At 36.6% G+C, this 20508-nt stretch carries 24 protein-coding genes; 16 read left to right on the top strand and 8 right to left on the bottom strand.

What is annotated here, in order from left to right:
- The first annotated feature begins 744 nt into the window (after window positions 1–744).
- The 3 genes from NST77_RS19120 (at window position 745) to NST77_RS19110 (ending at window position 3435) form a co-directional block, all read left to right on the top strand.
- Complete coding sequence (locus tag NST77_RS19120) at window positions 745–1599, top strand: Cof-type HAD-IIB family hydrolase (RefSeq protein ID WP_095329505.1); 855 nt, start codon at window positions 745–747, stop codon at window positions 1597–1599.
- A gap of 183 nt (window positions 1600–1782) precedes the next feature.
- Window positions 1783–2232 (top strand): SRPBCC family protein, encoded by a 450-nt coding sequence (locus tag NST77_RS19115; RefSeq protein ID WP_095329506.1) that lies wholly within the window; start codon window positions 1783–1785, stop codon window positions 2230–2232.
- A 252-nt stretch (window positions 2233–2484) separates the two neighbouring features.
- Complete coding sequence (locus NST77_RS19110) at window positions 2485–3435, top strand: alpha/beta hydrolase (RefSeq protein WP_123258509.1); 951 nt, start codon at window positions 2485–2487, stop codon at window positions 3433–3435.
- A gap of 299 nt (window positions 3436–3734) precedes the next feature.
- Here NST77_RS19110 and bshB2 read toward each other — a convergent pair whose 3' ends face one another.
- The 3 genes from bshB2 to pdxK form a co-directional block, all read right to left on the bottom strand.
- Window positions 3735–4400, bottom strand: coding sequence for a bacillithiol biosynthesis deacetylase BshB2 (gene bshB2 / locus NST77_RS19105; protein WP_095329508.1), 666 nt, complete (start codon window positions 4398–4400; stop codon window positions 3735–3737).
- Between the two features lie 49 nt (window positions 4401–4449).
- A complete protein-coding gene (locus tag NST77_RS19100) occupies window positions 4450–4797 on the bottom strand; it encodes a YojF family protein (protein ID WP_095329509.1) in 348 nt (115 codons plus the stop codon).
- Window positions 4798–4904: 107 nt separating this feature from the next.
- A complete protein-coding gene (pdxK, locus tag NST77_RS19095) occupies window positions 4905–5726 on the bottom strand; it encodes a pyridoxine/pyridoxal/pyridoxamine kinase (RefSeq protein WP_095329510.1) in 822 nt (273 codons plus the stop codon).
- A 290-nt stretch (window positions 5727–6016) separates the two neighbouring features.
- Here pdxK and NST77_RS19090 point away from each other — a divergent pair, with 290 nt between their 5' ends.
- Genes NST77_RS19090 through NST77_RS19080 form a run of 3 tightly spaced genes read left to right on the top strand, consistent with a single transcriptional unit; the run spans window position 6017 to window position 7748 of the window.
- A complete protein-coding gene (locus tag NST77_RS19090) occupies window positions 6017–6478 on the top strand; it encodes a molybdenum cofactor biosynthesis protein MoaE (protein ID WP_095329511.1) in 462 nt (153 codons plus the stop codon).
- Window positions 6475–6708 carry a molybdopterin converting factor subunit 1 gene (gene moaD / locus NST77_RS19085; protein ID WP_123258507.1) on the top strand — a complete coding sequence of 78 codons (234 nt, stop codon included), beginning with the start codon at window positions 6475–6477 and terminating at the stop codon, window positions 6706–6708. Before NST77_RS19090 ends, moaD begins: the two co-directional genes overlap by 4 nt.
- A gap of 17 nt (window positions 6709–6725) precedes the next feature.
- Window positions 6726–7748: a MoeB/ThiF family adenylyltransferase gene (locus tag NST77_RS19080; RefSeq protein ID WP_341123417.1), complete on the top strand. Its 1023-nt coding sequence runs from the start codon at window positions 6726–6728 to the stop codon at window positions 7746–7748.
- A gap of 33 nt (window positions 7749–7781) precedes the next feature.
- Here the strand turns inward: NST77_RS19080 and NST77_RS19075 are convergent, their stop codons facing one another.
- Window positions 7782–8105, bottom strand: a complete 324-nt coding sequence (locus NST77_RS19075) for a general stress protein (RefSeq protein WP_047940799.1) — start codon at window positions 8103–8105, stop codon at window positions 7782–7784.
- A 196-nt stretch (window positions 8106–8301) separates the two neighbouring features.
- On the opposite strand from NST77_RS19075, the gene NST77_RS19070 reads away from it, so the two are divergent.
- From NST77_RS19070 to NST77_RS19050, 5 genes are all read left to right on the top strand, one after another.
- Window positions 8302–9051, top strand: coding sequence for a DUF4230 domain-containing protein (locus NST77_RS19070; protein WP_123258505.1), 750 nt, complete (start codon window positions 8302–8304; stop codon window positions 9049–9051).
- Between the two features lie 13 nt (window positions 9052–9064).
- A complete protein-coding gene (locus NST77_RS19065) occupies window positions 9065–9733 on the top strand; it encodes a uracil-DNA glycosylase (RefSeq protein WP_171510182.1) in 669 nt (222 codons plus the stop codon).
- 107 nt (window positions 9734–9840) lie between these two features.
- On the top strand, window positions 9841–10014 hold the full coding sequence (locus tag NST77_RS19060; protein WP_095329523.1) for a uracil-DNA glycosylase: 174 nt from the start codon (window positions 9841–9843) through the stop codon (window positions 10012–10014).
- A 1-nt stretch (window position 10015) separates the two neighbouring features.
- Window positions 10016–10306: a YwdI family protein gene (locus NST77_RS19055; protein WP_095329524.1), complete on the top strand. Its 291-nt coding sequence runs from the start codon at window positions 10016–10018 to the stop codon at window positions 10304–10306.
- A 97-nt stretch (window positions 10307–10403) separates the two neighbouring features.
- On the top strand, window positions 10404–10775 hold the full coding sequence (locus tag NST77_RS19050) for a DUF423 domain-containing protein (RefSeq protein ID WP_095329525.1): 372 nt from the start codon (window positions 10404–10406) through the stop codon (window positions 10773–10775).
- Between the two features lie 146 nt (window positions 10776–10921).
- Here the strand turns inward: NST77_RS19050 and gerQ are convergent, their stop codons facing one another.
- Window positions 10922–11395 carry a spore coat protein GerQ gene (gene gerQ / locus NST77_RS19045; protein WP_095329526.1) on the bottom strand — a complete coding sequence of 158 codons (474 nt, stop codon included), beginning with the start codon at window positions 11393–11395 and terminating at the stop codon, window positions 10922–10924.
- A gap of 263 nt (window positions 11396–11658) precedes the next feature.
- Window positions 11659–12411 (bottom strand): hydrogen peroxide-dependent heme synthase, encoded by a 753-nt coding sequence (gene hemQ / locus NST77_RS19040; RefSeq protein ID WP_095329527.1) that lies wholly within the window; start codon window positions 12409–12411, stop codon window positions 11659–11661.
- A 347-nt stretch (window positions 12412–12758) separates the two neighbouring features.
- Here hemQ and pta point away from each other — a divergent pair, with 347 nt between their 5' ends.
- On the top strand, window positions 12759–13736 hold the full coding sequence (pta, locus tag NST77_RS19035) for a phosphate acetyltransferase (protein WP_095329528.1): 978 nt from the start codon (window positions 12759–12761) through the stop codon (window positions 13734–13736).
- A gap of 325 nt (window positions 13737–14061) precedes the next feature.
- Window positions 14062–14907, top strand: a complete 846-nt coding sequence (locus NST77_RS19030) for a lipoyl protein ligase domain-containing protein (protein WP_163185150.1) — start codon at window positions 14062–14064, stop codon at window positions 14905–14907.
- A 628-nt stretch (window positions 14908–15535) separates the two neighbouring features.
- Here NST77_RS19030 and NST77_RS19025 read toward each other — a convergent pair.
- Together NST77_RS19025 and NST77_RS19020 are read right to left on the bottom strand one after the other, a co-directional pair.
- A complete protein-coding gene (locus tag NST77_RS19025; protein ID WP_171510180.1) occupies window positions 15536–16357 on the bottom strand; it encodes an RsfA family transcriptional regulator in 822 nt (273 codons plus the stop codon).
- A gap of 204 nt (window positions 16358–16561) precedes the next feature.
- A complete protein-coding gene (locus NST77_RS19020) occupies window positions 16562–17896 on the bottom strand; it encodes an MFS transporter (RefSeq protein WP_171510179.1) in 1335 nt (444 codons plus the stop codon).
- A 278-nt stretch (window positions 17897–18174) separates the two neighbouring features.
- Between NST77_RS19020 and NST77_RS19015 the strand changes: the two genes are divergently transcribed.
- The 3 genes from NST77_RS19015 to NST77_RS19005 all read left to right on the top strand — a co-directional run bounded on the left by NST77_RS19015 (window position 18175) and on the right by NST77_RS19005 (window position 20456).
- Window positions 18175–18399 carry a DUF1450 domain-containing protein gene (locus NST77_RS19015; RefSeq protein WP_095329532.1) on the top strand — a complete coding sequence of 75 codons (225 nt, stop codon included), beginning with the start codon at window positions 18175–18177 and terminating at the stop codon, window positions 18397–18399.
- 207 nt (window positions 18400–18606) lie between these two features.
- Window positions 18607–19908 carry an HD domain-containing protein gene (locus NST77_RS19010; protein ID WP_095329533.1) on the top strand — a complete coding sequence of 434 codons (1302 nt, stop codon included), beginning with the start codon at window positions 18607–18609 and terminating at the stop codon, window positions 19906–19908.
- Window positions 19909–19949: 41 nt separating this feature from the next.
- Window positions 19950–20456, top strand: coding sequence for a YwgA family protein (locus NST77_RS19005; protein WP_047940787.1), 507 nt, complete (start codon window positions 19950–19952; stop codon window positions 20454–20456).
- The last annotated feature ends 52 nt before the right edge of the window (window positions 20457–20508 follow it).

The following is a 20508-nucleotide window of genomic DNA, read 5'->3' as shown; positions in this document are numbered from 1 at the left end:
ATTTTGAACAGATTTGTGAATCTTCCAGTTCGCTAAAGCGATAAAAATCATTGCATAAGATGAAATTCAATTAGATTTAATTGAGGTAGTAGGATAAAAAAACTTGTTAAAAGTGCTATTCCTTGATGTTCATCCTATGTAATTTAATGATGGAAAAAGTCGATAAACATTGATATAAAAGGTTTTTAACAAAGTTGATTTTTCCGATCGTCTCCTTTTGGTAAATGATAGGTATATCATAATGAAATTTCGTCTGTTTGCGGTAAAGTTCACTCATTGTTTGAAAAATGTTCACATATCCGTTCACAGAAAAGACAAAATAGAAGATGGTTTAGGAAGAAAGCTGAGAAGGGAAAGAGGACAGCAGGGATATTTCATTAGTTGGGTTGGTGAGGGTATTAGATAAGAAGCGCCGCAAGAAAAGAGTGGAGAGCCGCAAGAAAAGAGTGGAGAGCCGCAAGAAAAGAGTGGAGAGCCGCAAGTAAAGAGCGGGGAGCCGCAAGAAAAGAGCGGGGAGCCGCAAGAAAAGAGTGGAGAGCTGCAAGAAAAGAGTGGAAAGCCGCAAGTAAAGGCATTCCTATTCCTAACCTGTGCTCCTGCATATAAAGCAAGCAGATAAATAATTTACAAAAAGACAAGCATCTCTTAAAGTTCTCTTCCTTTTGCTGCTTGTTCTTTCATGTTATGATGATAAAGGAATTAGAAAATTTTGATGAAGCTGAATAAATTATTGAGGGTGTTTAGATGATTAAATGCATAGCAATTGATATGGATGGGACGTTGTTAACATCCACACAAGAAATTACGAAAGAAAATCGAGAAGCAATTAAAGAAGCACAAGATAAAGGAGTAGAGGTAGTAATTGCTACTGGTCGTGCTTATGAAGAAGCAGGAGACCTTTTAAAAGAGGCAGGTATTATTACACCGATGATTTGTGCAAATGGAGCAGAAATTAGAACGAATGAGCATATTATCGTCGATACAAATCCATTAAGTAAAGATCTAGCCAGACAAATGGCTGAAATTTTACATAAATATCAAGTGTATTATGAAGTTTATACTAATAGAGGGACGTATACGCTTGATAAAACAGTAGCAAGATCACTGATTATGGATATTTTTACAGTAAGTGGCCATGTGAAAGATATGGAAGAGATTAAAAAAGCGGCTGAGGAACGACTTAAGGAAATTCATCAATTAGATAGTTATGAAGAATTATTTGAGGATGATGACCAGGTTATTTATAAATTATTAGCATTCCATTTTGATCCCATTGTTTTAGGTAATGTTAGAGAAGAGTTGACTAAGCTTGAAGGAGCAGCAATCAGTGCTTCCGGTAAGGAGAACTTAGAAATTACTTCTGTTGATGCCCAAAAAGGGATTGCGCTTGAGAAATTTGTGAAAGCTCGTGACATTTCTCTTTCTGACACGATGGCAATTGGGGATAATTATAATGATGTTTCCATGTTTCAAATGGCCGGCAGAGCAGTAGCAATGGGAAATGCGGTGGAAGATATTCAACGCCAATGCCACTTTGTGACAGGAACAAATGAAGAAAGTGGAGTTGCTCAAGCAATTAGAAAAGCATTAGAAGAATAATATAGTCAAAAAAGGTAGATGAACATGGATAAGTTCATCTACCTTTCTTTGTAAACTTCTATAGGTTTTAATCCGCAAAGAAAAATTCCATTTCTTCCACTAGAAATCAATTATTCAATTAGTCATTTATCCGTTATAATAGTAATGATAAACCTAAAAAGATAGATCCTATTGAGGTGGAAAATGGCTGATTTTCATGCAAGTGTTATTATTTGTGAGCCCATTGAAGAGGTTTTTGCGTATTTTGCTGACATGGCAAATGCTTCCGCGTATATGAATAAAGTAATATCGGCAGAGAAGTTGACAGAAGAGCCAATTGGCGTTGGCACAAAATATAAAGAAATAAGAAATGTTCGTGGAAATAGAGTGTATGCAGAAATAGAATATCTTACATTTGATAAAAATAAGGCATTTACTAGAAGAAGTAGCTCCAATGGACTGATGGTTGACTATGCTTATCGCTTTTCGGAAATTCCTGAAGGCACACAAGTAGAGTTTGAAGGCACTGTACATGTTAAGGGACTAAAAATGCTGCTTATGCGAAAGTTTCTTGTCAAAATGGTGAAATCTGAAGATAATGATCATGTGCAGAATGCGAAAGAAGTATTAGAAGAAAGAGTAGAAAATTTATAAAATATATCTTTTTGATGAAATGCTGAGGAAAAAGACTTTTCCTCAGCATTTTTAATAAAAAATAAATTGACTTTGAATGAGGAAATGGTTATTATAAAATTAAATTGTACACAATCTAATTTGCGGGCAGCAGATTAAACTAACTACTTATACTCTTTATGTAAAGGAACAGAAAACATAGGAGTAAAAAATTTTAATCTAATAAGTTGTGCACAATTAAATTTTGGAAAATTAAAAAAGGAGTAATTTGCTATGAATAACAAAAATGAAATTGTATTAGAAGAAGCGGCTAAAAAATTTACAGAAGACACAGCTGATCCCCCATATTTATTTGAGTTGGAGCCAGCAGAAGGAAGAGTAGCAGTAGATGAAGTGCAATCTAGTGAAATAGATAAATTACCAGTGATAGAAAACGAATTTTTTATTAAAGGTGGACCGACCAATCAAGTATCAATTAAAATTGTTCGTCCAGAGAACAGCTCTACAACTAAATTGCCAGTGATTTTATATACACATGGTGCAGGATGGGTATTCGGTAATGCACATACACATGATCGCCTAATTCGTGAATTAGCAGTAGGTTCGAACGCTGCCGTGGTATTCACCAATTATAGCCTTTCTCCAGAAGTAAGATATCCGGTTGCGATTGAAGAAATATATACGGTGTTAGAATGGATTGCAGCAAAAGGAGAAGAGTATGCCTTTGATATTAATAAAATTTCTGTAGCAGGTGACAGTGTGGGAGGAAATATGTCCGCAGCTATCACATTAATGGCAAAAGAACGCAAAGGTCCTGCTATTCAAAAACAGCTACTATTTTACCCTGTTACAGACGCATCCTTTGAAACAGATTCTTATAAACAATTTGCAGAAGGGTACTTTTTAAGAAGAGATGGTATGCAATGGTTCTGGGATCAATATACTGTTGATCCAAAAGTAAGAGCAGAAATTACAGCATCTCCTTTAAGAGCAACAAAAGATCAATTAGTTGGGCTACCAGATGCTTTAATCATTACAGCTGAGGCAGATGTGTTAAGAGATGAAGGAGAAGCTTATGCGAATAAACTTCGTGAAGCGGGAGTAAAGGTAACCTCTGTTCGTTTTGGTGGAATCATTCATGATTTTGTTATGCTAAATGCATTGGCGCACACTGAGGCAGCAAAAGGAGCGCTTCTACTTGCAAATGCTTGGCTGAAAGCTTAATTTAGGCGATTATTCTTTAATAAAAATCATACAGGGACAAAACAAAATAGATAATGGGAAAAGATGAACAATATCTAATATAGCGATTTAATAACGATTGCTTTCACAACTTTGGGTATTTAGGTAAATAAAAACCCAAGAGGCGAAAGCAATTCGTTCTGTTACTCTACAGACAAACAATGTACTAGGGAAAAAGAAGGGGCTAAGGCGTCTCTTTTCTCGCAGAAGCAGATGTTACCACAAACCTTTTTATATTCGCAATACGTATGCCCCTATCACTTTCCCTGTTTTTTTTAAAATTAAAATTTATATGTCCAATATTTTTCCGTATATAGTCGAGCTAAAACTTCTGGATCCTGATTCTTTATTCCTTCTTGCAATACTGCCACATATTGTTGTGTTTGAGAAAGATGGGCTGCAATCGTTTTGATTTTCTGGTCTGCAAAATTTTCCACATCAATTTCAATATCTGGCTGTCCAAGATCTTCCTCTGTGTTCTTGGAAAACGCTACACAATAAAGTTTTGGTCGTTTAGAAGCTTCTCTCTTTGCGATGGCTTTTACAACAGCTGCTCCTGTAGCATCGTGGTCCGGATGCACAGAATAACCTGGATAAAAAGTAATTACTAAGGAAGGATTTAATTCATCTAGTAATGCTGTAAATTCATCGACTAATATTTCCTCTTTTAGGAATTCGATTGTTTTATCACGATAGCCGAGCATACGGAGATCTTCTAGTCCCATTGCTCTTGCTGCTTCCTCTAATTCATTCCTGCGAATTTCTGGCAAGGATTCTCTTGTTGCAAATGGTGGGTTTCCTAAGTTTCTTCCCATTTGTCCAAGGGTTAAGCAAGCGTAAGTAACTGGAACTCCTTCGTGTAAAAATTTTGAAATGGTTCCAGATACGCCGAATGCTTCATCATCGGGGTGAGGAAAAATAACTAATACTTGTCTTTCTGTTTCCATCTGAGTTCCTCCTTTCATGTAATGAAAAAAAGTATGTTCCATTAATTGTTTATTCAAATGGTGTTTCGCTTATTTCTAAGGCTACTGCTAATTTTCCAGTAAAGTCTAAGCCTGCCAATAATAATCTATTTTTATCGTCAATTTCATAGTGGGTAATACCTTCAGCATAAATCCAGCCTATTGCTGTTTTTAAGCCAATTCGATAAGGGCCGTTTCCTGTAATTTTGCCATATTCATAAGTTAGCTGGGCGTTACGGATATAGGCGCCTGAATTGAAGAAGGTTTCATCATTATGGTTGGCATAAGCGCCATTTGTTGTTTCTAAGTGGATATAGATTTCCTTTCCACTAAAACGGTCGATTTCGTTTTGCACTTTTTCCAGTTGTACAAATTCCACAGAATATCCCTCCTTGCTAATAGTTTATTTAAATAATAAAAAATGGTAAGGGCATACTCTCCTTTTATAATAGCATGGCAAAAGGAGAATATATTGAACTGCTGTTTTTATTTTGCACTGAGCTTTTCTTTTTCGTTACGATATGCTCCATGCATAGTTGGTCCTACATACTCGTTTAATTTAAAACCATTTCGGATAGCTGCTGTAATAAAATCTTTTGCTGTTTGAACAGCTTCCTCTACGGTAGCACCTTTAGCTAGTTCAGCTGTAATAGCAGCCGAGTTTGTGCAGCCTGCCCCATGAGTATACGTTGTATCTATTAGTTCGCTCTCAAAGAGAGTAAATTCTTTTCCATCGTACAGAAGATCAATTGCTTTTTCATGTCCTAACTTACTGCCGCCTTTGATGAGAACATATTTAGGTCCAAGTTCGTGAATTTTAACTGCCGCTTCTTTTAGATCCTCTACTGTTTTAATTGGTTTATCAGTTTGTGCAAGCTGCCAAGCTTCAAAAAGGTTTGGTGTTACTACAGTTGCTCTTGGAACAAGCAATTCACGTAGGGCATCAGCTGTTTCTGGATGAAGAACTTCATCTTCGCCCTTACAAATCATGACAGGATCAATCACAACATTTTTGATATTATTTTCATCAATTAGCTTTGCCGCTGCTTCAATGATTTCAACAGATCCAAGCATTCCTGTTTTCATAGCATCAATTCCCACAGATAACACGGTTTCTAATTGTGCGTTAACTGTATTAATATCCTGTGGAAATACGTTATGGTGCCAATGATTTTTAGGGTCCATTGTTACAATCGTTGTTAAAGCAGTCATACCATAAACACCTAGTTCTTGGAATGTCTTTAAGTCTGCTTGAATACCTGCACCACCGCTTGTGTCAGAACCTGCTAAAGTTAGTACTTTCTTCATTTGTTACGCCTCCTATGTAATGGCTATTATTTCAGCGAAAAGTAATTTTGTTTGATTGAATAATTGTAGACCATTTTAATTAATCATACAACTTTTCAGCACCCTTTGCTTAGTCTGCTTTACAAGATGATTTTGCATACCAATGATAAAAAATATGGAAAAGAGCAAAGAGTAGTAAGAGAATTCTGTCTTTGTTTATGGTAACCTTTAAATATAATCTTTCCGTTTGAAAGAAAAATAGAAAAATCGATAAGAAAAAAAGGTAAGAGTAGATCGAGAGAGGAATTCATATGAGATTTGAAATAACGGACCGTCCAATTAATTTGCAAGAGGTTATTGATAAGGTTGTAAGAAGAAATGCAGGTGCGATTACTACTTTTATTGGTACGGTAAGGGAAATGACTGCTGGAAAAAAAACATTATTTTTAACATATGAGGCATATGTGCCGATGGCTGCGAAAAAACTTGCGCAAATAGGGGAAGAGGTAAAGGAGAAGTGGGGAGACATTGATATTGCAATTACTCATCGAATCGGCAAGCTGGAAATCAGTGATGTAGCGGTAGTGATAGCAGTTTCGACTCCTCATCGAAAGGATGCTTATGAGGCCAATCAATATGCGATAGAAAGAATAAAAGAAATCGTGCCAATTTGGAAGAGGGAACATTGGGAATCTGGTGAAGAGTGGATTGGGAACCAGAAAGGAACGAAAAGGTATGAAGATGGCACACCAAGTGAGGAGGAATTAAATTGATCCAATTACTTTTCTTTGCTGGAGTGAAAGAAATAATAGGAAAAGAGGCAATGGAATTGGAATGGCAAGGGCAGACGATTGCACAGCTTAAGGAATATTTATTAAATGCATTTCCTTCGCTGTCTCTTCAAGGAGTAATGGTTGCGGTAAACGAGGAATTTGCATTGGAAGAAGATACAGTGGAAGAAAACGATACAATTGCCTTTATTCCACCTGTTAGCGGGGGATGAGGAAGGAGTAGTTACAAATGGATCAAAGCAGATATTCACGCCAAGTTTTGTTTTCCTCTATTGGAAAAGAAGGGCAGAGAATAATTGGCAGGAAGCATGTATTAATTATTGGTGCAGGTGCATTAGGGTCTTCCGTTGCAGAGATGTTATGCAGAAGCGGTATCGGAAGCTTAACCATTATAGATAGAGATTATGTCGAAAAAAGCAACCTGCAGCGGCAGCAGCTATATACAGAAAAGGATGCTGATGAGAAAATACCAAAAGCATTTGCCGCCGAAAATAGACTAAAGGAAATTAATAGAGACTGCACAGTGAAAGGAATAATTGGTGAGGCAACGGCTGCGCTATTAGAACAGTTAGTTGAGAATATCGACTTAATAATAGATGCTACTGATAATATGGAAATAAGAATGATAGTAAATGATATGGCTGTTAAGCATAGAATTCCCTGGATTTATGGGGCCTGTGTCGGGAGTTCGGGGATGAGCTACACAATAATACCAGGTGAGACACCTTGTCTTCATTGCTTATTGAAAACAATGCCTATGACTGGTTTAACTTGTGATACGGTTGGAATTATTGCGCCAGCTGTACAGATGGTCGTTTCTCATCAAGTAACAGAGGCGTTGAAGCTTTTAATAGAAGACAAAGCTGCTTTGCGCGGAACTTTTTTAACGTTTGATTTATGGAATAATGAATATCACAATGTGAAAGTAAGCCGTGCGAAGAGAAGTGATTGTCCTACATGTGGTGAAAAACGGACATATCCTTTTCTCGAAAAGGAGAATCAGACAAGGGTAGCTGTATTATGTGGAAGAGAAACGGTCCAAATTCGCCCCTCTATTCCAAAAAATATTCCTTTTCAACGATTAACTGAAAGCTTTCAAAAGAAAGGCTACAAAGTTCGACAAAATCCTTTCCTCCTATCTGTTCAGCTAGAAAGGAACAGAGTAGTATTTTTTAAGGATGGGAGAGCGTTAATTCATGAAACAAAAGATGTTGTCTATGCAAAGAAGCTATATGACCAATTATTAGGATAAAAAAATCCCGCTAGAAGAAAGCGGGATTTCTTTTTATTCTTGTGAACCAACGATTACTAATTTACCTGTATCTAATACTTCCTCGTATTTGGCCGCTTCTGCATCTGTTAAGCCAACTGATTGTAATTTAGAACGCAATTCATCTCCTCTTTTTCGGAAAACGTTGCTGATAGAATCAAGTAAACCTTGCTCCTTCATCGATACATTTCCAGTTTCCGTTGCATTTGTTAAATCCTCAGAACGGTCTTTATCGTGAGCAAAAATGTAAATATTCTCTTTTTTGTAGCCTTGATTTTCTAATGCATTAATAATATTTGTTGCTTGTACACCGTTTTCTACTACTTCTACTTTATACATAATGATAGCCTCCTAAAATAGTGGAATTTATCTATGTTTTTTATATAGCCTCTTAAAATGGTAATGAAACAATTTTTTCGTTGGTAATTTTTTCATAGTCTGCGATTTGGGAAATACTACATAGACAAATATCCCCACAATCGACAAATTTCCCTATATAATAGAAGGAGACAATAATAGGATCAGGAGGGGTTAAATGGTAAGTAAAAAAGAAAAAGAACGAATCAACCGGGAGTTAAGTGCAGGGAAAAGGGAACAGGCAAGTACAGCAATGGAGTTAAATAACAGAAGGGGAATTCGCTTTCCTTTTTTTGGTTTATATAGACTAAGGAATCGGTTAAATAAAAAAATCATGCTTTTTTTAAGTGTGTTAATCATACTTTTGATAGCCGGAATAGTAGGTTTGTGGAAAGTAGCCTTTCCGAAAGAGTCTGTTCTAAAAACAACAGCTTATCTAGAACAGATGAAAGATTTATCCACTTTAGCCACCTCTCAAGCTTTTGTAAAAACAATTCTAGAAAAAGAGGATAATGAAATTTTTGGTAAGGAAATTGAAACGGATTTCCCTGGAACAAAAAGAAAAATATTGTTAGTTGTACCAGGGACACTAACAGCTGGTGTAGACTTATCACGAGTTACGGAAAATCAATTAAAAGTAAATGAGGATGAGAAAAGCATCCATATCGAGTTACCAAAGGCAGATTTTCTTCAGGATCCTTCCATTGATTTTGACAATGTAGAAACATATTCTGTTGCAGGCATTTTTAGAGGAGATGTAAAGTGGGAAGAAGCATATAGTTTAATGGATGAAGCAAAGGAAACGATGAAGGAAGAGGCTGTAGACCAGGGGATTTTAGTGAAAGCAGAGGAAAATGCTCAAAAAACATTGAAGGAATTCTATGGAAGACTAGGCTATACGCTTGAAGTCAGCTTTGCAGGAGAATAAAGGAGGAGATAGTATGGCAGCATCATGGAAGCAATTATTGGAACAGGAGCGTCAGAAGGAGTATTTTATCCAATTGGAAACCTTCTTAGAAACAGAATACAGAGAATCTACTATTTATCCTAAAAGAGAAGATATTTTTAATAGTTTAACCTATACTCCTTATGACAGAGTAAAGGTTGTTATTTTGGGACAGGACCCTTATCATGGCCCGAATCAAGCTCATGGCTTAAGCTTTTCCGTTAAGCCAGATGTAAAAGTTCCGCCATCTTTAAAAAACATTTATAAAGAGCTTCACGCTGATCTTGGCTGTTCTATTCCGAACCATGGCTATTTAAAAAGCTGGGCAGACCAAGGAGTGCTTCTATTAAATACCGTTTTAACAGTGAGAGCGGGACAAGCAAATTCTCATCGTGGAAAAGGATGGGAAGTATTTACAGACAAAGTAATAAAGATGTTGAATGACAGAGAAGAACCAGTTATTTTTGTGCTATGGGGAAATCCAGCTCAAAAAAAGCTTGCTATTATTGATCAAGAAAAGCATGGCACCATTTTATCGACACATCCAAGTCCACTTTCTGCTCACCGTGGTTTTCTAGGAAGCAGACCATTCTCTACTATAAATAGGATGCTTGAAAATAATGGACAGTCCCCGATCAATTGGTGTATAGATGATTTTTTGTGAAAAGAAGAATATAATAAAGGAAATATATATGAGGGTCATTTCTATTAGATAAATAGAAGTATCTACTCATCATGTATTTCCTTCTAAGGGATTAGAAGGGGTTTGGAATGGAAAAGAAGAAGGTTAATTGTTATAAATGCAAATTCTACTATGTTACATGGGATAGTCAGTTCCCTAAAGGGTGCAAGGCATTCCAATTTAAAGGCAGAATGATGCCATCTGTCGAGGTAAAAAGAGCATCTGGACAAGAATGCCTGCGATTTCAGGCAAAGGAGGGATGAAGTGAATATATCAATCCAGCAATTATTAGCTAAAATAGAGGATCAGCTGACAGAAGCAAAAGCAAGCAATTCTGACGCAAGAATAAGAGAAAGAGTTTACGCAATTAAATCCTTATGTGAATTGGTTTTAGAACAGGAAAGAAAAGAAGGCGTAACCTTTCAGCAACCCGTTCAGCAACCATCCTTCCAAGCTGTTCAAGCACCAATAAGCATTCCAAAACAACCTATACAGACACAAACAAATAAAATAAAAATGGACGAAGGAAATGGCGATTCCTTATTTGATTTTTAAGCATACTTGTTTTACGATCGTAAATAAAAGGGTTAAGCAATATCCAATCTATTTACATAGATTCTGTTAGCAAAAAGCCTTAAAAAAGGAGATAAAAATGAAAGCTTTCATTATTATTGGAGCAATTAATGCATTATTATCCGTCGCTTTAGGAGCGTTTGGTGCCCATGGCTTAGAGGGGAAAATCACAAATAAATACCTTGAAGTATGGAAAACTGGCGTTACCTACCAAATGTTTCATAGTACTGGTTTAATTCTAATCGGTTTACTCTTAGGGAAGTTTCCAGAAAGCGGTTTGTTAAACTGGGCAGGCTGGCTGATGTTCATTGGGATTATCCTCTTTGCAGGAAGCCTATACATATTGGCTGTTACCCAAATAAAAGTATTAGGCGCTATCACACCACTTGGCGGAGTAGCGTTTATAGTAGCGTGGCTCTTAGTGATTATTGCTGCATGGAAATGGATGTAATAAGAGTATATTAAAAAGGATAGGTGAGCAGATCATAATGTTCATCCTATTCTTTTTTGTCTCTATAAAAAGAGAAACATTATTAATCTTAATAAAGAACAAAAAAGTACATCACTAAATGAGTGATGCACGGGAAGGTGTTTTGGTTATCTAGGTGGGGATGTTGCTAACCCTGGCATACCAGCGGCAAAAGGATATTCATACTCTATTTCTTCATCAAATGTAACATAATCGATATAGAGCATTAGAATTAAATAGCGAATTCCAGATTGTGGATCACTTAAGATAACATGATCTCGCCCTGCTGCTTCAATAATTCCCTTGAAGATTTTGGCATTCCATTCTCTATTGTTTTCAAATGTTGCATAGACAGTAGCAATTTTCCCTTTGTTAAGGCGTAAAATATTCTCGATATAGGATGCTTCTATTGGCAACTGTCCTGGTAATGTAGTAGGTGTAGCAGGCGGTGTTGGTGTTGGTGCCTGTGTAGGCATAGGCATTCCTTGCTGTATTGGTACTTGTTGTTGAAACCCTTGCTGATTTCCATAGGTAGGAATTTGCCCAGAAAAATTCCTATATCCTTGTGGATAACCATAGTTCCCATAATTTGACTGACTCATTTTCATCCCTCCATTATCTTCTATCCACTCTTCACTACATACTTCCGCCATTCGAAGTTGACCATAAATTTTAGAAAGTAGACGGTGAATGTTGTTTCATTCATAGGTCATCGCTCACTATTTCATCCTATGAGAAAAGGGAATAAGTTATGACAAGGAGAGTTGAATTTTATATTTAAATTAATGAGAAAACTTTATAAAAAAAATGAAGAACTCCTAAATCATCTATCAGCTAGATTCTTTAGGGAATTCTCCATATTGTGTTAGTTTACATGTAAATATTTAGTGATTGCTTCTTGTTTTAGAAGGGTTCCTACAAAGAAAGAACCAAATTCACCATAACGGGCGCTTACTTCATCAAAACGCATTTCATATACTAACTTTTTAAATTGAAGAACATCGTCTGAGAATAAGGTTACTCCCCATTCATAGTCATCGAAACCAACAGATCCTGTTATAATCTGTTTTACTTTCCCTGCATATTGGCGGCCAATCATGCCATGGCTGTGCATTAGGCTTCTACGATCTTCCATAGGTAGCATATACCAGTTATCTTCTCCTTGACGACGTTTATCCATCGGATAGAAGCACACATAGCTGGATTCTGGTAGGATTGGGTATAGTCTAGATTTTACATATGGGTTCTCATATGGATCTTTATCGGAATCGGAAGGCAGGTAATTGCTTAATTCTACAACAGAAACATAGGAATGAGCTGGAACCGTAAACTCAGCTAATTTGGTTTTATTAAATTCTGTTTCTAATTGCTGTAATTCTTCCATAGTGGGACGGAGAATCATCATCATGAAGTCCGCTTTTTGCCCAACAATTGTATATAATGCATGGCTGCCGCTATTATTTTCTTGAACAGTGTTCCATTTTTCCAATAGACCTAGGAATTCAGTGATAGCTTCTTGTCTTTCTTCGTCAGGTAACATTTTCCAGGTAGTCCAATCTACTGTCCGGAAATCATGAAGACAATACCAGCCATCTAATGTTTTTGCTGCTTCACTCATTTATATGTTCACTCCTTATTAATAACGTTAATACGATTTTAACTATATCATAGTTTCTCCAGATTTTAGTGGAATAACCCTTAGGATAATTGTGAACTTATTGTGACTTCTAAAAAATGGAAGTTTCAGTTTGGTCAAAAGAGTATAAGGAAGATAAATATAGGGAAATATCACATTGTATAAATAGAACTACAACCAATGTTTTTTCTTCTCCATCTTCTTCTGAGTGAGATGAGTAGATCTTGCTTTATATGGGATAAAAATAGAAGAAAGTAAGGAAAATTTCTTGAAATTTTATGATGGTAGAGTATCCTATTAAGTGTACATAAAAAGGAGGAAGAAAATTAATGAGTGATTTATTTACAGGTTTAAAGGAAAAAGTAACTGGTCAAAACGTAAAAATCGTTTTTCCAGAAGCTTTAGATGAGCGAATTTTAAAAGCTGCTGGTCGTTTAGCAGAAGATAAAGTGTTAATCCCTGTTTTAATTGGTGACATAGAAGAAATTCAAACAAAAGCAGACAATCTTGGTGTTTCATTAGAAAACGCAGAAATTTATGATCCAAAGAAATATGCTCAGTTTGATGCACTAGTTGCTTCTTTTGTGGAAAGACGTAAAGGAAAAGTAACGGAAGAAGATGCTCGTAAAATTCTTTTAGATGAAAACTATTTTGGAACAATGCTTGTATATGCTAATCAAGCAAATGGTTTAGTAAGTGGCGCTATTCACTCAACAGCAGATACAGTTCGTCCAGCTTTACAAATCATTAAAACAAAACAAGGTGTGAAAAAGACATCTGGTGTATTTATCATGGTGCGTGAAGATGAGAAATATGTATTCGCGGATTGTGCAATCAATATTACTCCAGATAGCCAAGATCTTGCTGAAATCGCTGTGGAAAGTGCGAAAACAGCAAGAATGTTTGACATTGATCCACGTGTTGCAATGTTAAGCTTCTCTACAAAAGGCTCTGCAAAATCACCAGAAACAGAAAAAGTAGAAGGTGCATTAGCAGAAGCTAAATTAAGAGATCCATTATTAGTAATCGATGGTGAATTCCAGTTTGATGCTGCATTTGTTCCATCTGTAGCAAAACAAAAAGCTCCAGATTCTCCAATTCAAGGTGATGCAAATGTATTTGTATTCCCTAGCCTTGAAGCTGGTAATATTGGCTATAAGATTGCCCAAAGACTAGGTAACTTTGAAGCAGTAGGACCAATCCTTCAAGGATTAAATGCTCCTGTAAACGATCTTTCTCGTGGATGTAACGAAGAAGATGTTTATAAATTAGCTCTAATTACAGCTGGTCAAAGCTTAACAAAATAAATTTAAAAGCAGGCGTCTCCTTAGAATGGGAGGCGTCTTTTTTGTTTATGTCATCTACCTTTTATCTTATCCCTCTCATAAAATTTTCAAGTTATACAACATATGGGTAGTATCTGTCCCGGATTAAAGAAAAAGTAATTAGAGCGAATGAACGAAGCAGATTTAAGTTTATTCCTAAAAATTGATACGAAAATATATGCAAATAAGAGAAGAGTGCTTTTGAAATAGCTCTAAATTCGTTATAATAAATCATTGTGATGAATAAAGAGGACTAAAACTTTTTAAAATAGAATAGATAGTTGGTATAAACAGAAGGAGCTAAGTGATGGTTGGCAATACTAGTTTATTAAAACAAGAAAAATGGAGAATTATTGATCAGTCTACAACAGGTTTACATGTATCCGCGCTTACATCTTTTGGTATGGATGATACCTTATGTTCTTCCGTCGGAAGCGGGATGGCGCCAGCTACGGCCAGAACATGGGTGCATGATCGGACAATTGTATTAGGAATTCAAGATACGAGATTACCACATTTGAAAGAGGCATTAACTTTTTTAAAGGAGCAGGGATACCACTATATTGTTCGTAATTCAGGTGGTCTAGCTGTCGTATTAGATAAGGACGTGTTAAATATATCACTTATTCTCCCAGAGCAGGAGAAACGAATTGATATTAACAGTGGTTATGATACGATGTTTGAATTGATTAAATATATGTTCCGTGAGTATGGAAAAACGATTGAAGCAAAAGAGATTGTTGGTTCCTATTGCCCTGGCAGCTATGACTTAAGTATTGATGGAAAAAAATTCGCTGGAATTTCCCAGAGACGCTTAAGAAACGGAGTTGCTGTGCAAATTTATCTTTGCGTAAATGGAAGTGGACAGGATAGAGCAGGGATCATCAAACAATTTTATTCTTCTGGTCTACAAGGAGAGACGACAAAGTTTGAGTATCCCGAGATAGACCCTGAAGTAATGGCATCCTTAGCAGAATTGTTAGGAGTATCTTTAACAGTTGATCAAGTTATGACCAAATTGTTACTAGCTTTAAAGGATCATGCAGAATTTTTATTTGCAGATCAATTACAAGGAGAAGAGCTTTCGCTATTTGAATCTTATTATGATCGGGTTGTGGAAAGAAACGAGAAAATCATGCAGCCATTTCGCTAAAACCAAAAAGAGGATAAGGAAGGGGGTTTCAAGTAAAGAAAATCCCTTTTCTTATCCTCTATTTATAATCGAGAAATGTGCTGCCAACTATTAATCCTCTCTCTTTTTAATAAATTTGGACCGCTACAGGTAGATTAGATAATGGCTTCACAACCTCTCCCTACGATAAGTCAACATCGACTCACTGGCGTTCGCCGTGTATCCTTTATCTCAGTCGAAGCCCTTCGACGTATAGGATGTACTAGTGTCGACGTTGCCACAGGACGTGGCGTTTTTAGTCGACCAGTTTGTACGCTGATGAGCAAGGCGCTTCCGCTTTAACATAATCCAGCTTCAAGGGACCAGCGGCTGATGGGCTTCACAACCTTTCCCTACGATAAGTCAACATCAGATCGCTGTCGCTCACTGTGTTTCCTATATCTCAGGAAATGTTGCTCCATCCCACACGCCGCTAAACAGTCCCTTTCCGCTTTAACATAATCCAGCTACAGCGCCTATCAGCTAGCAAACTTCGGTCTTCTCCCTACGATAAGTCAACATCGACTCACTGGCGTTCGCCGTGTATCCTTTATCTCAGTCGAAGCCCTCCAGTTTGTACGCTGATGAGCAAGGCGCTTCCGCTTTTTAGTTACTCTGCGACTTTTTCGAGGTTTCCGTTTCGGTCCATTTTAAATTTGGTTGGGCGCTCGTCTTCTTCTAGGAGGACGAGTTTTCGGGCTCTGTTCATAATTTTCATCAGTGTCTCGTAATCTTCTTGCATGGTTTCTGAGTTGTTTTCGATTTGATGGAGCTTGTCTTCTAATTCCTTGTTTCGACTTTTAATGGAAGTCATTTCTCTTTTTAATCTTTCATTCTCGCTTTTTAAGATTTCCATCTGGATGGTAGCATTTCGGAAATTTTGTAAGTAGGAAAGAACCATGTCGAAATTTAGTGTGCCAGCTTGGCTATGATTTACAGATGAATAGACAGGTGCTTGTTTCGCTTCATACGCTGGTAATGGCTGCTCATCTTCTTCTGATTGATAGTTTGCAAGCTCTTCTTCTTGTGGACTATTAACATTTGTATCTAATGTTTCTGCTGTAATGAATGTTTCCATAGAATCTAAATCCATAGAACCCATTTCTAAGCTAGTGGATACAGTAAGTGCTTCGAAATCATCCACTGTTGGCACAGGTGGTGAATATAATAGCTTTTTCTTGCCGCCTTGATCTTTTCCTAACATCCGTTGTCGTTGCTTTCGTTGTTTTTTTGCAAGCTGAAGTGCTTTTTCATATTGATGGCGAACGACTGCATTCCAGCGGAATCCACAGGCTGCCGAAGTTCTGTTTAGTTTATCCCCAACTTCTTCAAAGGCATTTAACTGTGTGCTCCCTTCTCGTACATGTCTTAAAACTGTTTCTGCTAATAATAGGTCATTTTCTTCTGACCATGCATCTTGTCTAACTTTCATTGATAACTCAACTCCCAACTTAATCACGATAAATAAATATTTCTAGTCCCATCTTTTCCAGAAACTTGGATGTTTATACAAAAGAAATACAAGGATAGTAGATTTTTTTATAGAATAGAAAAAAGGGAAATTAGCGGATAAAGAGGATTAAAAAAACAGCCGGCGATAAACCGACTGTTTTTGGAACAAAGAAGATGGGAATCTCTATACATTTTTTTCAACTAAAGCTTCTTCGTTTCGAATGAAGAATGCAGAAAGAAAAGCAAATATGCTAACAATAAATCCAAATAGGAAGAGATGGTGAATGCCATCCATAAAGGTTGTACCACTATTTAGCAATGATCCCATAATCGTTACGCCAATAGCTGTTCCCATGTTTCGGCAAAACATAAAGAAGGAGGTGGAAATTCCCTTTTCATGGTTTCCAACTAGTGCCTGGGCACCAATCACACCTACTGTACTTAGTAAGCCGAAGGCAAGACCTTGTACGACCATAAGAATAAATACGTACCAGAAGCCATTTGATTCATTTAATAATACTAATAATATTCCTGAAAGCAGCAATAGTGCATTTCCAATAATTAATAGAATGCGATAGCCATATTTTAATATCCATTTCCCTGCAGGAACAGACATGGCCATCCATCCAACCGATAGGCCAAGGAGAGAAACCCCACTCCATAATACAGACAACCCTGCCTGATTTTGGAGGTATAATGGAATATAGCTCGATGTTCCAAATAAGGCCAATGTTCCAACAAATCCATTAATAAACATCCAAGTGATCGTCTTATTTTTGAAAATGGATAATGGAACAATAGGAGATGTTTGTCTTTTTTCAAAGAAATAAAAGGTGATTAACAGAAGGACACCTATTATAGCATAAAGATAAAGGTAGCTTTCAAGGACTGTAACTAGTAATAAACAAGTTATTCCGATTCCAAATAGCATTGCTCCGATGTAATCCACCTGTGCCTTTTTAGCTTGATAGACTTCTTTATATGGAATTAAAGTTAGGAGTGCAATAATGCATACTGGTAAATTGATATAAAAAATCCATCTCCAACTCATAAATTCTACAAAGAGAGAACCAAGAGTAGGGGCTAATATGGCGGATAAAGCCCACATGCCAGTAAATAATGCTTGGATTTTCCCTCGCTTTTCAATAGAAAAAAGATCCCCAGCAATGATTGCAGGAAATGGCATCATGAATCCAGCTCCCATCCCTTGCAATGCTCTAAAAATAACTAATTGAGTCATAGTGGATGAGATTCCGCATAGCAGGGAACCAATTAAAAAGACAATAATTCCAAAAGCAAACAGCTTTTTTCTTCCAAATAAATCGGAAAGTCTTCCTGCAATTGGTGATAGAATTGTGCTTGCTATCATATAAGCAGCAAAAGACCAAGCGTATAATTCCGTACCGCCAAGTTCTTCTGCAATAATTGGCATAGTTGTATTCATAATAGTCGTATCAATAGAGGCAATAAGCATCGCAAGAACAATGCTGCACATTACTAATATTCTACTTTTGTTCATTGTATAACCTCCCTATATTCAAGAGAAAATTATAACCCATATTGCTTAATTAATATAGAGAAGCGAGCTAGTTTACAAAAATTATTGTTATAGTAGTGGGGGAATAATACTGTTGGACTAGTGGATTTTCTCCACAAATTCGTCACTATTTTACAATCTTTTGCATCTTGCATTGCTAGTGGAGAAGGGGTAAAATACCATATAGTAATAAGTGAGAATGTTGTCGAATAAATTTTCGATAACGTAATTGGAGAGCATGTATAGAAAGGGTTGTCCAAATGGCAAACGAATTTCGTGTTTGCGACGATTGTCAGGCAGTGAATTTAAAAACGTTAATACCCCGTTTAAAGCAAATTGATCCAGATGCTAAAATTGATATAGGCTGTCAATCCTATTGCGGTCCTGGTCGTAAAAAAACATTTGCTTTTGTCAATAATCGTCCACTAGCTGCATTAACAGAAGAAGAGTTAATGGATAAGATCAATGCGAAGCTGAAAAAATAATCTTCGTATAAAACAACAATGAAAATGAACAGAGCCTTAGTAAAACAGAGGAGTTTCCACTGGATAGTTATTTTATGGAGAAAGCCATGATTCTTTTCCCTTTTAAAATGCCTACACGGAACCCTCTTTTTCTATCTTTAGAATATGGAATTACTCTAATTACTAGAATGATAAAAAATAGCCAATGAATGAAAGAGAGTGAGAAAGATGCCATATTCGACGGATAAGCTAAATGAAGAGAAAGTATTTAAAGATCCAGTCCATCGCTATATTCATGTTCGCGACAGAGTGATATGGGACTTGATTGGAACAAAAGAATTTCAGCGACTGAGAAGAATTAAACAGCTGGGCACGACTTATCTTACCTTTCATGGTGCAGAACATAGCAGGTTTAATCACTCTCTAGGAGTATATGAAATTGTTAGAAGAATCATTGACGATGTTTTTGAAGGCCGAGAAGAATGGAACAATGACCAAAGGTTGCTTTCTTTATGTGCCGCTCTCTTACATGATTTAGGCCATGGCCCTTTTTCTCATTCTTTTGAAAAAGTGTTTGATCTTGATCATGAAGAATTTACACGCAGAATTATCTTAGGAAAAACAGAAGTTAATAAGGTTTTGACAAAAGTAGAGAAGGACTTCCCTAAAAAGGTTGCCGAAATAATTGCCAAAACCTCCAAGGAAAAACTAGTAGTTAGTTTAATTTCCAGTCAGATAGATGCAGACCGAATGGATTATTTGCTAAGAGATGCATATTTTACAGGGGTTAGCTACGGGAATTTCGATATGGAACGAATTTTGCGCGTAATGCGCCCGCGTGAAGATCAGGCTGTTATTAAAAAAAGCGGAATGCACGCGGTAGAAGACTATATTATGAGCCGTTATCAAATGTACTGGCAGGTCTATTTCCATCCAGTGACAAGAAGTGCGGAAGTAATTCTTACGAAAATTCTACATAGAGCGAAATATTTACACGAGCAATTCTACTCTTTTAAATATCACCCTATTCATTTTTACTCAATTTTTGAAGACGAAACATCGTTAGAAGACTACTTAAAATTGGATGAGGCTATTATTCTCTACTATTTTCAGATGTGGCAAGAAGAAGATGATGCCGTTTTGAAGGATCTCTGCCGCAGGTTTATGAACCGGAATCTTTTTAAATATGTGGAGTTTGATCCAGCTAAAGAATATAAAAAGCTTCAAGAATTATCTGGTTTATTCCAAAAAGTAGGTTTGGATCCGGAGTATTATTTAGTTGTCGATTCTTCGTCAGATCTTCCCTATGATTTTTATCGACCTGGAGAAGAGGAAGAGCGATTACCGATTCATCTATTGATGAAAAACGGAGAAATTAGAGAGCTTTCCAGAGAATCAGAAATTGTTGATAGTATTTCTGGAAAAAGAAGAACCGATCACAAGTTATATTTTCCTAAGGATATTTTAAAGGATGACAGTTCCAAAGGGGAAATAAAAAAACAAATTCGTCAATTGTTGGATATTCAATAGATGTATGTCTTAGGATTAAATGGAGTAGGAGATGACCCAATTTGTTAAAAGATCATGCCAAAGTAATGAAAGCAATTGCTGCTTCGGGCGAAATTATTGGAAGAAAAAAGCTGCAAAAAATGATATATATCGCAAAAAAGCTCGATTTTCCATTTCATGAAAAATATCAGTTTCACTTTTTCGGTCCCTATTCAGAAGAACTAACCTTGCGAATAGAAGAATTATGCAATATGGGTTTTTTGAATGAAGTAAAAGAGAAAAAGGGAGGATATTTCCAATATCGATATACTTTAACCGATAATGGAAAGGAATTTTTGGACCTTAATGAGGTGGAAATGCCTGATTTGTCTCCTTGTCTAGAAGATATGAATGGCCAGAATTCTCGCTTCCTTGAGCTTGTGTCAACCGTTCTTTTCTTTGATAGCCTTCCAAAGGAAGAAGTGAAGGAAAAAGTATTCACATTAAAGGCCAAACAAAAATATACGGAAGAAGAAATAGAGATTGCCTATGCGTATATTGAAAGCTTAAGAGAGAAAAGAAATCATTAAAAAAAGGTCCTGCCGTGCAACGATTTGATTTGCTGGGCGGGACCTTTTTGAA

The organism is Niallia sp. FSL W8-0177, assembly GCF_038006285.1.
GTDB classification, from domain to species: Bacteria; Bacillota; Bacilli; order Bacillales; family Cytobacillaceae; genus Niallia; species Niallia circulans_A.
This window is presented reverse-complemented; position numbering and strand designations above follow the sequence as displayed.

Excerpts from the sequence above, each read along its gene's own strand:
- NST77_RS19060 (WP_095329523.1), top strand. The coding sequence starts at position 9,841 with ATGGAAAAGAAGAAGGTTAATTGTTATAAATGCAAATTCTACTATGTT.
- NST77_RS19110 (WP_123258509.1), top strand. The coding sequence starts at position 2,485 with ATGAATAACAAAAATGAAATTGTATTAGAAGAAGCGGCTAAAAAATTT.
- NST77_RS19010 (WP_095329533.1), top strand. The coding sequence starts at position 18,607 with ATGCCATATTCGACGGATAAGCTAAATGAAGAGAAAGTATTTAAAGAT.
- pta (WP_095329528.1), top strand. The coding sequence starts at position 12,759 with ATGAGTGATTTATTTACAGGTTTAAAGGAAAAAGTAACTGGTCAAAAC.
- pdxK (WP_095329510.1), bottom strand. The coding sequence starts at position 5,726 with ATGAAGAAAGTACTAACTTTAGCAGGTTCTGACACAAGCGGTGGTGCA.
- NST77_RS19090 (WP_095329511.1), top strand. The coding sequence starts at position 6,017 with ATGAGATTTGAAATAACGGACCGTCCAATTAATTTGCAAGAGGTTATT.
- NST77_RS19025 (WP_171510180.1), bottom strand. The coding sequence starts at position 16,357 with ATGAAAGTTAGACAAGATGCATGGTCAGAAGAAAATGACCTATTATTA.
- NST77_RS19115 (WP_095329506.1), top strand. The coding sequence starts at position 1,783 with ATGGCTGATTTTCATGCAAGTGTTATTATTTGTGAGCCCATTGAAGAG.
- NST77_RS19120 (WP_095329505.1), top strand. The coding sequence starts at position 745 with ATGATTAAATGCATAGCAATTGATATGGATGGGACGTTGTTAACATCC.
- NST77_RS19050 (WP_095329525.1), top strand. The coding sequence starts at position 10,404 with ATGAAAGCTTTCATTATTATTGGAGCAATTAATGCATTATTATCCGTC.
- NST77_RS19015 (WP_095329532.1), top strand. The coding sequence starts at position 18,175 with ATGGCAAACGAATTTCGTGTTTGCGACGATTGTCAGGCAGTGAATTTA.
- hemQ (WP_095329527.1), bottom strand. The coding sequence starts at position 12,411 with ATGAGTGAAGCAGCAAAAACATTAGATGGCTGGTATTGTCTTCATGAT.
- NST77_RS19030 (WP_163185150.1), top strand. The coding sequence starts at position 14,062 with ATGGTTGGCAATACTAGTTTATTAAAACAAGAAAAATGGAGAATTATT.
- gerQ (WP_095329526.1), bottom strand. The coding sequence starts at position 11,395 with ATGAGTCAGTCAAATTATGGGAACTATGGTTATCCACAAGGATATAGG.
- NST77_RS19075 (WP_047940799.1), bottom strand. The coding sequence starts at position 8,105 with ATGTATAAAGTAGAAGTAGTAGAAAACGGTGTACAAGCAACAAATATT.
- NST77_RS19020 (WP_171510179.1), bottom strand. The coding sequence starts at position 17,896 with ATGAACAAAAGTAGAATATTAGTAATGTGCAGCATTGTTCTTGCGATG.
- bshB2 (WP_095329508.1), bottom strand. The coding sequence starts at position 4,400 with ATGGAAACAGAAAGACAAGTATTAGTTATTTTTCCTCACCCCGATGAT.
- NST77_RS19065 (WP_171510182.1), top strand. The coding sequence starts at position 9,065 with ATGGCAGCATCATGGAAGCAATTATTGGAACAGGAGCGTCAGAAGGAG.
- NST77_RS19070 (WP_123258505.1), top strand. The coding sequence starts at position 8,302 with ATGGTAAGTAAAAAAGAAAAAGAACGAATCAACCGGGAGTTAAGTGCA.
- NST77_RS19080 (WP_341123417.1), top strand. The coding sequence starts at position 6,726 with ATGGATCAAAGCAGATATTCACGCCAAGTTTTGTTTTCCTCTATTGGA.